Here is a 12,955-nt window from a genome sequence, read left to right as displayed (position 1 = left end):
ACGGCTTGGGGCGGGTCCGGGCGGTTACTCTTGAAAGGCGCGCTGCTTCTGCGGCGCGCCTTTCGTCTTACGAGGAGTACCAGCCATGGCCCGCCCTGTCCCGGGAGAGCTCACCTTCGTCGCCCCTCGCGGGGCCAAGAAGCCGCCCCGGCATCTCGCCGACCTCACCCCCGAGGAGCGTCGCGAGGCGGTCGCCGCGATCGGCGAGAAGCCCTTCCGGGCCAAGCAGCTCTCGCAGCACTACTTCGCCCGGTACGCGCACGACCCGGCCGAGTGGACCGACATCCCGGCGGGCTCGCGCGAAAAGCTCCAGCAGGAGCTGCTGCCCGACCTGATGAGCGTCATCCGGCACATCTCGTGCGACGACGACACCACGCGCAAGACCCTGTGGAAGCTGCACGACGGCACGCTCGTCGAGTCCGTGCTGATGCGCTACCCCGACCGGGTCACCATGTGCATCTCCTCGCAGGCCGGCTGCGGCATGAACTGCCCGTTCTGCGCCACCGGCCAGGCGGGCCTGGACCGCAACCTGTCCACCGCCGAGATCGTCCACCAGATCGTCGACGGCATGCGCGCGCTGCGCGACGGCGAGGTCCCCGGCGGACCGGCCCGGCTGTCCAACATCGTCTTCATGGGCATGGGCGAGCCGCTGGCCAACTACAAGCGGGTCGTCGGCGCCATCCGCCGCCTCACCGACCCCGAGCCCGACGGCCTGGGCCTGTCGCAGCGCGGCATCACCGTCTCCACCGTCGGCCTGGTCCCGGCGATGCTGCGCTTCGCCGACGAGGGCTTCAAGTGCCGCCTCGCGGTCTCGCTGCACGCGCCGGACGACGAGCTGCGCGACACCCTCGTCCCCGTGAACACCCGCTGGAAGGTCCGCGAGGTCCTCGACGCGGCCTGGGAGTACGCCGAGAAGTCCGGCCGCCGGATCTCCATCGAGTACGCCCTGATCCGCGACATCAACGACCAGGCCTGGCGCGGCGACCTCCTCGGCCGACTGCTCAAGGGCAAGCGCGTCCACGTCAACCTGATCCCGCTGAACCCGACGCCGGGCTCGAAGTGGACCGCCTCGCGCCCCGAGGACGAGAAGGCCTTCGTCGAGGCCATCGCCCGCCACGGGGTGCCGGTGACCGTACGGGACACCCGCGGCCAGGAGATCGACGGCGCCTGCGGCCAGCTGGCCGCCTCGGAGCGCTAGCCTGCGGTTTCCGCGGGCCTGCGGGCCCGCGGGCCCGATTCGGCCACGGGGTACCCTGTGGCCGAACCAATTGCATATTCCGACAGGGGAGCGCCACAGCGCTGAGAGTGCGGTAACCGTCATCCGCAGACCCTCTGAACCTCGCCCCGGTCATTCGGGGTAGGAAGTTCGGTCATCACTCAAGCTGTTGCGCCCTGCCCGGCGACCGCTCGCATGGAGCGCCGGGCAGGGCCGCGTCTTCTCCTGGTCATCCCAGGAGGAATTCACCAGTGAGCACCACCAAGAAGTTCGCGGGCGCGGCGCTCGCGGCCGCGCTCGGCGTCGCCACGCTCAGCGCCTGCGGCGGCGGGGGCAAGGACGAGTCCGCCTCCGGCGAGAGCGGCGCGCCGAAGTCCAAGACGGTCACGCTCGTCTCGCACGACTCCTTCAACGTGACCGACACGGTCCTCAAGGAGTTCGAGCAGCAGAGCGGCTACACGGTCAAGGTCCTGAAGTCCGGGGACGCCGGAGCCGCCCTCAACCAGGAGATCCTCACCAAGGGCTCCCCGCGCGGAGACGTCTTCTTCGGCGTGGACAACACGCTGCTCTCCCGCGCCCTCGACAACGGCATCTTCACCGCGTACGAGGCCAAGGGCCTGGCCGACGTGAAGCCCGAGTACGTGCTCGACAAGGAGCACCGGGTCACCCCGATCGACTCCGGCGACATCTGCGTCAACTACGACAAGGCGTACTTCGCCGACAAGAAGATCGCCCCGCCGCAGACGCTGGACGACTTGGTCAAGCCCGAGTACAAGAACCTGCTGGTCACCGAGAACGCGGCCACGTCCTCGCCGGGCCTCGGCTTCCTGCTCGCCTCCGTCGGCAAGTACGGTGAGGAGGGCTGGAAGGACTACTGGAGCAAGCTCAAGGCCAACGGCGTCGAGGTCGTCGACGGCTGGGAGCAGGCCTACAACGAGCGCTTCTCCGGCTCCGCGGGCGGCAAGAAGGCCAAGGGCGACCGGCCGCTGGTCGTCTCGTACGCCTCCAGCCCGCCGGTCGAGGTCCTGTACGGGGAGCCGCAGCCGGCCGAGGCCCCCACGGGCGTGGCCACCGGCACCTGCTTCCGCCAGGTCGAGTTCGCGGGCCTGCTCAAGGGCGCGAAGAACGAGGAGGGCGGCAAGGCGCTCCTCGACTTCCTGGTGGGCAAGAAGTTCCAGGAGGACATGCCGCTCCAGATGTTCGTGAACCCGGTGGTGAAGGACGCGAAGCTGCCGGAGCTGTTCACGAAGCACGGCGTGGTCATCGAGAAGCCCGAGAACGTGGCCCCCGAGACCATCGCCAAGAACCGTGAGCAGTGGGTCAAGGCATGGTCCGCGCTCGTCGTGAAGTAGGACGCGAGAGCGCGCGCGGTACGGCCGTCCGGCTCCTGCTGATGGCCGTGCCGCTCGCCTTCTTCGGGCTGTTCTTCGCCTACCCCGTGGCCGCGATCGTCGGCCGCGGGATCAAGACCGACGAGGGCTGGCAGTTCGGGCGGATCGGCGAGGTGCTGACCCGGCCCGACATCGCCGACGTGCTCTGGTTCACCACCTGGCAGGCGTTCGCTTCCACGGCGCTCACGCTCCTGATCGCACTCCCCGGCGCGTACGTCTTCGCGCGCTTCGAGTTCCCCGGCAAACAGCTGCTGCGCGCGGTGGTCACGGTCCCGTTCGTGCTGCCGACGGTGGTGGTCGGCACCGCCTTCCTGGCGCTGGTCGGGCGGGGCGGGCTGCTGGACGAGCTGTGGGGCGTCCGGCTGGACACCACCGTGTGGGCGATCCTGCTCGCGCACGTCTTCTTCAACTACGCCGTCGTCGTACGGACGGTCGGCGGGCTCTGGTCGCAGCTGGACCCGCGCCAGGAGGAGGCCGCCCGGGTGCTCGGCGCCGGGCGGTTCGCCGCCTGGCGGCGGGTGACGCTGCCCGCGCTCGGGCCGGCGGTGGCCGCGGCCTCGCTGATGGTGTTCCTGTTCACGTTCACCTCCTTCGGCGTCGTGCAGATCCTCGGCGGGCCCTCGTACGCCACCCTGGAGGTGGAGGTCTACCGGCAGACCGCGCAGCTGCTGGACCTTTCGACGGCCGCCGTCCTCACGATGGTCCAGTTCGCGGCGGTCGGCCTGATCCTCGGTATCCATGCCTGGACCGTGCGCCGGCGGGAGACCGCCCTGCGGCTCGTCGACCCGGCGCGGACCGCGCACCGGGTCCGCGGGCCGGCGCAGCGCGCCCTGCTGGGCGGGGTGCTGCTGACGGTGGCGCTGCTGATCGTGGCCCCGCTGGCGGTGCTGGTGGAGCGCTCCCTCGACGCGCCCGGCGGGTACGGGTTCGGCTTCTACCGGGCGCTCCAGGACGTGGGCGCGGGTGGCGGAACGTTCCTGGTGCCGCCGCTGGAGGCCATCTGGAACTCGCTGCAGTACGCGCTCGCCGCCACCGCCATCGCTCTGGTGATCGGGGGGCTCGCGGCGGCGGCACTGACCCGGCGCGCGGGCCGGTTCGTGCGCGGGTTCGACGCGCTGCTGATGCTTCCGCTGGGGGTGTCGGCGGTGACCGTCGGCTTCGGGTTCCTGATCACCCTGGACGAGCCGCCGCTGGACCTGCGGACCTCGTGGATCCTGGTGCCGCTCGCGCAGGCGCTGGTGGGCGTGCCGTTCGTCGTACGGACCATGCTGCCGGTGCTGCGCGCGGTGGACGGGCGGCTGCGCGAGGCCGCCGCCGTGCTCGGGGCGTCGCCGCTGCGGGCCTGGCGGGAGGTGGACCTGCCGCTGGTGCGGCGGGCCCTGCTGATCGCGGCCGGATTCGCCTTCGCCGTCTCCCTGGGGGAGTTCGGCGCGACCGTCTTCATCGCCCGGCCCGACCGGCCGACGCTGCCGGTGGCCGTGGCGCGGCTGCTGGGGCGGGCCGGTGAGCTGAACTACGGGCAGGCGATGGCCCTGAGCACGATTCTGATGCTGGTGTGCGCGGTGTCCCTGCTGGTGCTGGAGCGGCTGCGCCCCGACAAGACCTCGGGAGAGTTCTGATGACGTTGCTCGAACTGGCCGGGGTGTCGGTCCGCTTCGGTGAGCGTGCCGTCGTCGACGCGGTCGACCTGGAGGTCGCCGAGCACGAGATCGTGTGCGTGCTCGGGCCCAGCGGAAGCGGCAAGTCCACGCTGCTGCGGGTCGTGGCCGGGCTCCAGCCCGTCTCGGCGGGGCGGGTCCTGCTGGGCGGGGCGGACCAGGCGCGGGTGCCGGTGCACCGGCGGGGGGTCGGCCTGATGTTCCAGGACCACCAGCTGTTCCCGCACCGGGACGTGGCCGGGAACGTCGCGTTCGGGCTGCGCATGCGGGGCTCCGGGCGGGGTTCCGGGCGGGGCGCGTACGAGGCCCGGGTCGCGGAGCTGCTGGAGCTGGTCGGGCTCCCCGGGGCCCAGGGCCGCTCGGTGGCTTCGCTGTCGGGCGGTGAGCAGCAGCGGGTCGCCCTGGCCCGGGCGCTGGCCCCCTCGCCCAGGCTGCTGATGCTGGACGAACCGCTGGGGCAGCTGGACCGCGGGCTGCGCGAGCGGCTGGTGGTGGAGCTGCGGGGACTGTTCTCCCGGCTCGGGACCACGGTGCTGGCCGTCACGCACGACCAGGGGGAGGCCTTCGCACTGGCCGACCGGGTGGTGGTGATGCGGGACGGACGGATCGCGCAGGCCGGGACCCCGCTGGAGGTGTGGCAGCGGCCGGCCTCGGAGTTCGTGGCGCGGTTCCTCGGCTTCGAGAACGTGATCCCGGCGGTGGTGTCGGGCGGGGCCGCGGCGACGGCGTGGGGGAAGGTGCAGGTGCCGGCCGGGTCGCCGCAGGGGGAGCAGAACCTTTTGATCCGGCCCGCCGGGGTGGTGCCGGCGGCCGCCGGCCTGCGGTGCGAGGTGCTCGCGCGCACGTTCCGCGGGACCCATGTGGCGCTGCGGCTCCGGCCGGAGGCGGGGCCGGAGCTGGAGGCGGAGTGCGGGTTGGCCGGGGCGCCGGGGGTGGGTGACCGGGTGGCGGTGGCCTTCTCGCCGGCTGAGGTGGTCGTCCTCCCGGCGGCGTAGCCGCCGTCCGGGAGGGCCCCGCCCGGGGCTGCGCCCCGTACCCCGTACCCCGCGCCTCAGACGCCGGCGGGGCTGAGTTCTTCCGCCGGGGCTTCGTCCGCGCCCTCGTGGTTGCCGTACCAGGCGACCGCCACCGCGCCCGCGACGGCCAGGACGAAGCCGAGGACCGCCAGCCAGGCCAGGCCCGGGCGGGAGGCGTCGCCCAGCCACAGGACGCCGATCGCGCCCGGCAGGACGGTCTCGCCGACCACCAGCGCGGCCGTCGCGCCGTTCACCGAGCCGATCTGGAGGGCGACGGTGTGCAGGTACATGCCGCCGACGCCGGCCAGCACGATGGCGTAGAGCGCCGGGTCGGCGAGCAGCGTGCCGAGGTCGAAGGGGTCGATGCCGTCGAGGATCCGGACGCCGACGCCCAGCGCGCCGAAGGCCAGGCCCGACAGCAGGCCCGCCAGGATCGCCGCCCGGGAGCCCAGGAGCCGGACGGCCACGGTGCCGCCCGCGATGATCAGCAGGGTCACCGCGAACAGCCACCAGTGCGTGGACATCGGGGCGTGGTGGCCGCCCTCGTGGCCCGCCGCCGTCGCCAGCAGCACCAGCGCCGCGCAGACGACCCCGATCGAGGTCCATTCCTTGCGGGTCAGCCGGATGCCCAGCATCTTCACGCTGAGGACGGCCGTGATCACCAGGTTGGCGCTGATGACCGTCTGGGAGAGGAACAGCGGCAGCAGCCGGGCGGCCAGCGCGCCGAGCCCGAAGCCCACGAAGTCCAGGATGGTGCCGACGATGAACTCCCACGTCATCGCCGCCTTCGCGGTGGACGAGAGGTTCGGGCCGCCGTGCGCGGTCACCCCCGCGGCGGCCGGGGTCATCCGGGCCGCCCTGCGCGAGCCCACGGCTTGCAGGACGGACCCCGTGCCGTAGCAGATGGACGCCGCGATCGCGGTCAGCAGGCCTATGAGCACCGAGGGCTCCGTTCACGTCTGGCAGGTTTTGCGTGTTGATTACCTATGGCAGACGTGCGATCGGGCCGGGAAGTTGCCTCGGACCGCCCTCTAGTTCGTCGCATTCATCGCCGCCAGGACGGCGGGGACTTCCTCCACCGAGTCGACGAGCGCGATCCGCGACTCCATCGCGCGGCCGCGCGCCAGCGCCTGGAGCAGCGGCCACGCCGGCAGGTGCTCGGTCCAGTGCGTACGTCCGACCAGGACCATCGGGGTCGGCTCGCCCCGCGACTGGTAGTAGTTCGGCGTCGCGTTGTCGAATATCTCCTGGAGGGTGCCCGCGGCGCCCGGCAGGAAGACCACGCCCGCGTTCGACCGGGCGAGGAGCCCGTCCTCGCGGGTGGCGTTCGCGAAGTACTTGGCGATGTGGCCGGCGAAGGCGTTCGGCGGCTCGTGCCCGTAGAACCAGGTGGGGATGCCCACCGAGTCCCCGCCGGCGGGCCAGCGCTCCCGCACGGCGAAGGCCGCGCGCGCCCAGTCGGACACCGAGGGGGCGAAGGAAGGGGCCTTGGCCAGCATCTCCAGGGCCTCCGGCAGGGCCTCGTCCGGGGCGGGCGCCAGGTAGGCGCCCAGGTTGGCCGCCTCCATCGCGCCGGGGCCGCCGCCGGTGGCCACCGTCAGCCCGGACCGCGCCAGCTTCCGGCCGAGCTCCGCCGCGCCCTGGTAGTCGAGGGCGCCGCGGGCCATGGCGTGGCCGCCCATGACGCCCACCACCCGGGCGCCGGCGAGGTGTTCGTCGAGGGCGTCGGAGACCGCGTCGTCGTGGATGGAGCGCAGCATCGAGGAGAAGACGTCGCCGTCGGCCTTGGTCTCCTGGAACCAGGCGTACGACTGGGCGTCCGGGGTGGCCTCGTATCCGGCGGACAGTCCGGCGAAGAGCTCGTCGGCGGTGTACGGCAGGCCGCGGTACGGGTCGAAGGGCAGGTCAGGGACGGGCGGGAAGACGAGCGCGCCGTCCGCGCGCACCTTCGCCGAGGCGTCGGGCTCCATCGCGCAGCCGAGGAAGACGGCGGCGGAGGTGTCGGCGGCCAGCAGGGCGAACGTGCGCTCCAGCAGGTTGAGCGACTGGATCCGGTAGCCGCTGAGCGAGCCGCGGGCCGCGACCCGGTCGAATTCGGCGAGCGTCTCGATCTCGGTGTCGATGTATCCGTTGACCATTCGGCCCACCCTAAGGGCTGCCCGTGTCAGCGGGTCAGTGCCAGCGACGTCAGCTGCGCCACACCCCACACCACCGGTACGCACGCGGCGGCCAGGGCGGTGGCGCGCAGCGTCGCGGCCGTACGCAGGACCGCGCCGGGAGTGCCCAGGTCGCGCAGGGCCGCATGGGTGGCCGAGCGGTCCTGGCGGACCTCGACGGCCCGGGTGAGCAGCGTCGCGGCCGCGCACAGCACGACCAGGGCGCAAGCCGGCCCGGTCAGCGGGCCCAGCGGGACACCGAAGCCGCCCCGCCCGCGCAGGGCCGCGGCTGTGAGTGCGCCCGCGCCGACCGCGCACAGCACCCCGAGGGGGCGGCCCAGCCGGGGCGCCTCCTCCTGGAGGGCCCGGCCGGCCAGCAGCCGCAGGGCGCCGGGGCGGACCGCCTGGACCAGGGCCCCGCAGGCGTAGGCGAGTCCGGGTCCCGCGAGGGAGAGCCCGACGGCGGTGAGCGCCCAGCCGGCGGGCATGCCCGCGCCGCCGGGACCCGCGTACGCCTCGACCGCCAGTCCGCAGGCGGTCAGGGCGATGCCCCAGGGCAGTGCGGTCTGCGGGGCCAACGGCGGGTGCGGACGCAGGGCGAGGGCGGTGGCGGCGCAGGCGCTCAGCGGGATCAGGGCCAACAGGGTGAGGGCGGCCGCCACGGGCAGCGGCCGGTCGGCGTGCAGCAGTGCGGCCCCGGCTCCGTCGAAGGGCAGACCGGTGAGCTCGCCCCGCAGGTGCAGGAAGGCGGCCAGGGCCAGGGCGCCGCCCAGGGTGCACGCGATGGCGGTGGAGACCACCGCGACGAGCACGCGTTGTACGGGGCCCAGCCCGACGGCGTCCAGTCCCTCCCGGGGCCGGGTCGCCGGGTCGGTCCGGGCCACGGCGACCGCGAACTGCACGGTGACGGCGAGCGGGACCATGGCCCACAGCAGCCGCGGGAACGATCCGGCAGGCCGGACGGTGGCCTCGGCCAGCACGTACAGCAGGAGGAATCCGGTACCGGCGCACGCGGCGGCGACCAGCAGCCGGCGCAGCTGGACGAGCGGGCGGGAGCCGCGGGCTAGGCGGAGAGCGAGCACGCGGCCTGGTCCTCCGGGGTCTCGTCGGACGGCGCGCCGGCACCGCCCGCGCCGATCGCCCCGCCGACGGCGGCCGCGGCCGCGGCGGGCCGCCCGTCGAGCAGTTCGACCCGGCGGTCGGCGACGGCCGCGCTCTCCTCGTCGTGGGTGGCGAGCAGCACGGTGATGCCGTGCGAGCGGGCCGCGGTGGTGAGCGTACGGAGCAGCAGGGCGCGCTCGGCCCGGTGCAGCGGGGCGGTGGGTTCGTCGGCGAAGACGACCGCGGGCTCCTTGACCAGGGCCCGGGCGAGGGCGACCCGCTGTGACTCGGCCCGGGTCAGCGCTCCGGGCCGCTTGCGGGCGAAGGCGCCGATGTCGAGCCGGTCGAGCCATTCGCAGGCGGCGGCCTTGGCGGCGCGGTGGGAGGCGCCGCAGACCAGCAGCGGCAGGGCCGCGTTCTCCCATACCTTGAGCTCGGGCAGCAGCAGGGGGTCGGGGCCGATCCATCCGAACCGGTCGCGGCGCAGCCGTTCGCGGGCCACGGCGCCCATGGTGTGGACGGGCACGCTGTTGAACCAGATCTCGCCCTGCTCGGGCACCAGATGTCCGGACAGGCAGCGCAGCAGGGTGGTCTTCCCGCTGCCGCGCGGGCCGGTCAGGGCCAGGATCTCGCCCTGGCGGACGCCCACCGAGACCCCGATGAGGCCGGGTGAACCTCCGTGGGAGTAGTGAACGGACCGTGCCCACAGGACGTCATTGTCCGGTGGGGCGTTGTCCGGTGGAGCCACCATGGCGTACACCTCCGTCCGGGGGAACGAAGCGGAACCGGTTCGGTCACTGGCACCGCACTGAGATGTAAAGAGATGAACGTCTTGGATGGTGACAGCACACGGCCCGGACCCCCGCGTTCTCACTCGAACGGGGGATCCGGGCCGTGTGGTTCGGACTGTTTACTGCTCGTCGCTGCTCTTTACAGCTTGGTCCACGCCTCGGTGAGCACCGAGCGCAGGATGCCTTCGATCTCGTCGAAGGTGCCCTGGTCCGCAATCAGCGGCGGGGCCAGCTGGATGACCGGGTCGCCGCGGTCGTCGGCCCGGCAGTACAGGCCGTTCTCGAAGAGCGCCTTGGAGAGGAAGCCGTAGAGCACGCGCTCCGTCTCCTCGTCCGTGAAGGACTCCTTGGTGACCTTGTCCTTGACGAGCTCGATGCCGTAGAAGAAGCCGTTGCCGCGGACGTCGCCGACGATGGGCAGGTCGTGCAGCTTCTTCAGCGTCGAGAAGAAGGCGTCCTCGTTGTCCAGCACGTGCTGGTTGAGGCCCTCCTTGTCGAAGATGTCGAGGTTGGCGAGCGCCACCGCGGAGGACACCGGGTGTCCGCCGAAGGTGTAGCCGTGCAGGAAGGTGTTGTCGCCCTTGTAGAACGGCTCGGCGATGCGGTCCGAGACGATGCAGGCACCGATCGGGGAGTAGCCCGAGGTCATGCCCTTGGCGCAGGTGATCATGTCGGGCACGTAGCCGAACTTGTCACAGGCGAACATCGTGCCGAGGCGGCCGAAGGCGCAGATGGTCTCGTCGGAGACGAGGAGCACGTCGTACTCGTCGCAGATCTCGCGGACCCGCTGGAAGTACCCGGGCGGCGGCGGGAAGCAGCCGCCGGCGTTCTGCACCGGCTCCAGGAAGACGGCGGCGACGGTGTCGGCGCCCTCGAACAGGATCTCCTGCTCGATCTGGTCGGCGCACCAGCGGCCGAAGGCCTCGGGGTCGTCGCCGTAGATCGGGGCGCGGTAGATGTTGGTGTTCGGCACCTTGTGCGCGCCGGGCACCAGCGGCTCGAAGGGGGCCTTCAGGGCCGGCAGGCCGGTGATGGACAGGGCGCCCTGCGGGGTGCCGTGGTAGGCGACCGCGCGGGAGATGACCTTGTACTTGGTGTGCTTGCCCTGCAGCTTGAAGTACTGCTTCGCCAGCTTCCACGCGGTCTCGACGGCCTCGCCGCCACCGGTGGTGAAGAAGACCTTGTTCAGGTCGCCCGGGGCGTAGTCGGCGAGGCGCTCGGCGAGCTCCACGGCCTTGGGGTGCGCGTACGACCAGATGGGGAAGAACGCGAGTTCCTGCGCCTGCTTGTAGGCGACCTCGGCCAGTTCCTTGCGGCCGTGACCGGCGTTGACCACGAACAGTCCGGCGAGACCGTCCAGGTAGCGCTTGCCCTTGTCGTCGAAGATGTAGGTGCCCTCACCCCGCACGATGGTGGGGACGGGGGAGTTCTCGTACGACGACATGCGGGTGAAGTGCATCCACAGGTGGTCGTACGCGGTCTTGGAGAGGTCCTGGCTCACGGGCTATCGAGTTCCCCACATGTAGGTCTGCTTCTTCAGCTTCAGATAAACGAAGCTTTCGGTTGATCGCACGCCGGGGAGCGCGCGGATCTTCTTGTTGATCGTCTCCAGCAGGTGGTCGTCGTCCTCGCAGACGATCTCCACCATCAGGTCGAACGAGCCCGCGGTCATGACCACGTACTCGCACTCGGCCATCTGGGTCAGTGCGTCGGCCACCGGGTCGAGGTCTCCCTCGACGTTGATGCCGACCATGGCCTGGCGTCGCAGACCCACGGTGAGCGGGTCGGTGACGGCGACGATCTGCATGACGCCCTGGTCGAGCAGCTTCTGCACGCGCTGGCGCACGGCCGCCTCCGACAGGCCGACGGCCTTGCCGATCGCTGCGTAGGGACGGCGACCGTCCTCCTGCAGTTGCTCGATGATCGCCAGGGACACAGCATCGACCGAAGGGGACGGTTGTCTGTTCCTGGAATCTGCGCTTCGACTGACCACGACCTCACTGTGCACGAGGAGTCGTCTGTTCCGCAAGACGGAATCGATGAAATCCGTTGTTTGACGTCTTGGATCTCACTGATTTCGTAGTTGGTGGCATCCGGCCCTGCCGAAAGCGTCCGCCTAGGGGCTAGGATTGGGATTCGTCTCAATCGTTGGACATGTGATCAGGAGTGTGGCTGGAGTGACCACCGAACTGCGTCGTCTGCGCAACTACATCGGCGGAGAGTTCAAGGACGCCGCCGACGGGCGGACCACCGAGGTGGTCAACCCCGCCACCGGCGAGGTGTACGCCACCGCCCCGCTCTCCGGCCAGGCCGACGTCGACGCCGCCATGGCCGCCGCCGCGGCCGCGTTCCCGGGCTGGCGCGACACCACCCCGTCGGAGCGCCAGAAGGCCCTGCTCAAGATCGCGGACGCCTTCGAGGCGCGCGCGGACGAGCTCGTGGCCGCCGAGTCGGAGAACACCGGCAAGCCGCTGGGCCTCACGGCCAGCGAGGAGCTGCCGCCGATGGTGGACCAGATCCGCTTCTTCGCGGGTGCGGCCCGCCTCCTGGAGGGCCGCTCGGCCGGCGAGTACATGGAGGGGATGACCTCGATCATCCGCCGCGAGCCGGTCGGCGTATGCGCCCAGGTCGCGCCGTGGAACTACCCGATGATGATGGCCGTGTGGAAGTTCGCCCCGGCCATCGCCGCGGGCAACACCGTGGTGCTCAAGCCCTCGGACACCACCCCGGCCTCGACCGTCCTGATGGCCGAGATCATCGACTCGGTGCTGCCCAAGGGCGTCTTCAACGTCGTCTGCGGTGACCGCGAGACCGGCAAGGCCATGGTCGAGCACTCCACCCCGGCGATGGCCTCCATCACCGGCTCGGTGCGCGCCGGCATGCAGGTCGCCGAGAGCGCCTCGAAGGACGTCAAGCGCGTCCACCTGGAGCTCGGCGGCAAGGCCCCGGTCGTCGTCTTCGAGGACGCCGACATCGCCAAGGCCGTCGAGGACATCGCGGTCGCCGGGTACTTCAACGCCGGCCAGGACTGCACCGCCGCGACCCGTGTGCTCGTGCACGAGTCCATCCACGACGAGTTCGTGACCGCCCTCGCCAAGGCCGCCGCCGACACCAAGACCGGCGCCCCGGACGACGAGGACGTGCTCTACGGCCCGCTGAACAACCCGAACCAGCTCAAGCAGGTCGCGGGCTTCATCGAGCGCCTCCCGGCGCACGCCAAGGTCGAGGCCGGCGGCCACCAGGTCGGCGACAAGGGCTACTTCTACGCCCCGACCGTGGTCTCGGGCCTCAAGCAGGACGACGAGATCATCCAGAACGAGGTCTTCGGCCCCGTCATCACCGTCCAGTCCTTCACGGACGAGGCCCAGGCGCTGGAGTACGCGAACGGCGTCGAATTCGCCCTCGCCTCCTCCGTGTGGACCAAGGACCACGGCCGCGCGATGCGGATGTCCAAGAACCTCGACTTCGGCTGCGTGTGGATCAACACCCACATCCCGCTCGTCGCCGAGATGCCCCACGGCGGCTTCAAGAAGTCCGGCTACGGCAAGGACCTCTCCGCCTACGGCTTCGAGGACTACACCCGCATCAAGCACGTGATGACCTCGCTCGACGGCTGATCGCTCCCC

General features: G+C 71.5%; 11 protein-coding genes and 1 riboswitch. Of the genes, 5 read left to right on the top strand and 6 right to left on the bottom strand.

Translation table 11 applies throughout. The features are described 5' to 3' along the window. The first annotated feature begins 85 nt into the window (after positions 1 to 85). From rlmN to ACFYZS_RS36030, 4 genes are all read left to right on the top strand, one after another. Positions 86 to 1,198 (top strand): 23S rRNA (adenine(2503)-C(2))-methyltransferase RlmN, encoded by a 1,113-nt coding sequence (gene rlmN, locus ACFYZS_RS36045; RefSeq protein WP_053691100.1) that lies wholly within the window; start codon positions 86 to 88, stop codon positions 1,196 to 1,198. Positions 1,199 to 1,272: 74 nt separating this feature from the next. After that, a riboswitch (TPP riboswitch) is annotated at positions 1,273 to 1,382 on the top strand. A gap of 85 nt (positions 1,383 to 1,467) precedes the next feature. Continuing rightward, positions 1,468 to 2,568, top strand: a complete 1,101-nt coding sequence (locus tag ACFYZS_RS36040; RefSeq protein WP_389022364.1) for a thiamine ABC transporter substrate binding subunit — start codon at positions 1,468 to 1,470, stop codon at positions 2,566 to 2,568. A gap of 41 nt (positions 2,569 to 2,609) precedes the next feature. Further along, positions 2,610 to 4,226: an ABC transporter permease gene (locus ACFYZS_RS36035; RefSeq protein ID WP_389022435.1), complete on the top strand. Its 1,617-nt coding sequence runs from the start codon at positions 2,610 to 2,612 to the stop codon at positions 4,224 to 4,226. Beyond that, complete coding sequence (locus tag ACFYZS_RS36030) at positions 4,226 to 5,260, top strand: ABC transporter ATP-binding protein (protein ID WP_389022361.1); 1,035 nt, start codon at positions 4,226 to 4,228, stop codon at positions 5,258 to 5,260. Before ACFYZS_RS36035 ends, ACFYZS_RS36030 begins: the two co-directional genes overlap by 1 nt. Before the next feature lie 56 nt (positions 5,261 to 5,316). On the opposite strand, the gene ACFYZS_RS36025 is transcribed toward ACFYZS_RS36030, so the two are convergent. The 6 genes from ACFYZS_RS36025 to ACFYZS_RS36000 form a co-directional block, all read right to left on the bottom strand. Beyond that, complete coding sequence (locus ACFYZS_RS36025; protein ID WP_389022358.1) at positions 5,317 to 6,222, bottom strand: hypothetical protein; 906 nt, start codon at positions 6,220 to 6,222, stop codon at positions 5,317 to 5,319. A 90-nt stretch (positions 6,223 to 6,312) separates the two neighbouring features. Then, positions 6,313 to 7,419 carry an LOG family protein gene (locus ACFYZS_RS36020; protein ID WP_389022355.1) on the bottom strand — a complete coding sequence of 369 codons (1,107 nt, stop codon included), beginning with the start codon at positions 7,417 to 7,419 and terminating at the stop codon, positions 6,313 to 6,315. 26 nt (positions 7,420 to 7,445) lie between these two features. Continuing rightward, positions 7,446 to 8,519: a hypothetical protein gene (locus ACFYZS_RS36015; RefSeq protein WP_389022352.1), complete on the bottom strand. Its 1,074-nt coding sequence runs from the start codon at positions 8,517 to 8,519 to the stop codon at positions 7,446 to 7,448. Further along, a complete protein-coding gene (locus ACFYZS_RS36010; RefSeq protein WP_389022351.1) occupies positions 8,501 to 9,289 on the bottom strand; it encodes an ABC transporter ATP-binding protein in 789 nt (262 codons plus the stop codon). Before ACFYZS_RS36010 ends, ACFYZS_RS36015 begins: the two co-directional genes overlap by 19 nt. 179 nt (positions 9,290 to 9,468) lie before the next feature. After that, positions 9,469 to 10,830 carry an aspartate aminotransferase family protein gene (locus tag ACFYZS_RS36005; protein ID WP_030162551.1) on the bottom strand — a complete coding sequence of 454 codons (1,362 nt, stop codon included), beginning with the start codon at positions 10,828 to 10,830 and terminating at the stop codon, positions 9,469 to 9,471. A gap of 3 nt (positions 10,831 to 10,833) precedes the next feature. Next, positions 10,834 to 11,337, bottom strand: coding sequence for an Lrp/AsnC family transcriptional regulator (locus ACFYZS_RS36000; RefSeq protein WP_030298396.1), 504 nt, complete (start codon positions 11,335 to 11,337; stop codon positions 10,834 to 10,836). Positions 11,338 to 11,506: 169 nt separating this feature from the next. On the opposite strand from ACFYZS_RS36000, the gene ACFYZS_RS35995 reads away from it, so the two are divergent. After that, the gene (locus tag ACFYZS_RS35995) at positions 11,507 to 12,946 is read left to right on the top strand and encodes a gamma-aminobutyraldehyde dehydrogenase (RefSeq protein ID WP_389022347.1); all 1,440 of its coding nucleotides are present in this window, start codon (positions 11,507 to 11,509) and stop codon (positions 12,944 to 12,946) included. Positions 12,947 to 12,955: the final 9 nt, after the last annotated feature.

Origin of the sequence: Streptomyces sp. NPDC001903 (assembly GCF_042891345.1) — a bacterium.
Classification (GTDB): Bacteria; Actinomycetota; Actinomycetes; order Streptomycetales; family Streptomycetaceae; genus Streptomyces.
The sequence above is the reverse complement of the archived record's forward strand: the minus strand, read 5'-3'. Positions and strand labels throughout refer to the sequence as shown.

What these genes read in the sequence shown, in the direction of transcription:
- rlmN (WP_053691100.1), top strand. Translation starts at nt 86, where the DNA reads ATGGCCCGCCCTGTCCCGGGAGAGCTCACCTTCGTCGCCCCTCGCGGG.
- ACFYZS_RS36010 (WP_389022351.1), bottom strand. Translation starts at nt 9,289, where the DNA reads ATGGTGGCTCCACCGGACAACGCCCCACCGGACAATGACGTCCTGTGG.
- ACFYZS_RS36020 (WP_389022355.1), bottom strand. Translation starts at nt 7,419, where the DNA reads ATGGTCAACGGATACATCGACACCGAGATCGAGACGCTCGCCGAATTC.
- ACFYZS_RS36035 (WP_389022435.1), top strand. Translation starts at nt 2,610, where the DNA reads ATGGCCGTGCCGCTCGCCTTCTTCGGGCTGTTCTTCGCCTACCCCGTG.
- ACFYZS_RS36030 (WP_389022361.1), top strand. Translation starts at nt 4,226, where the DNA reads ATGACGTTGCTCGAACTGGCCGGGGTGTCGGTCCGCTTCGGTGAGCGT.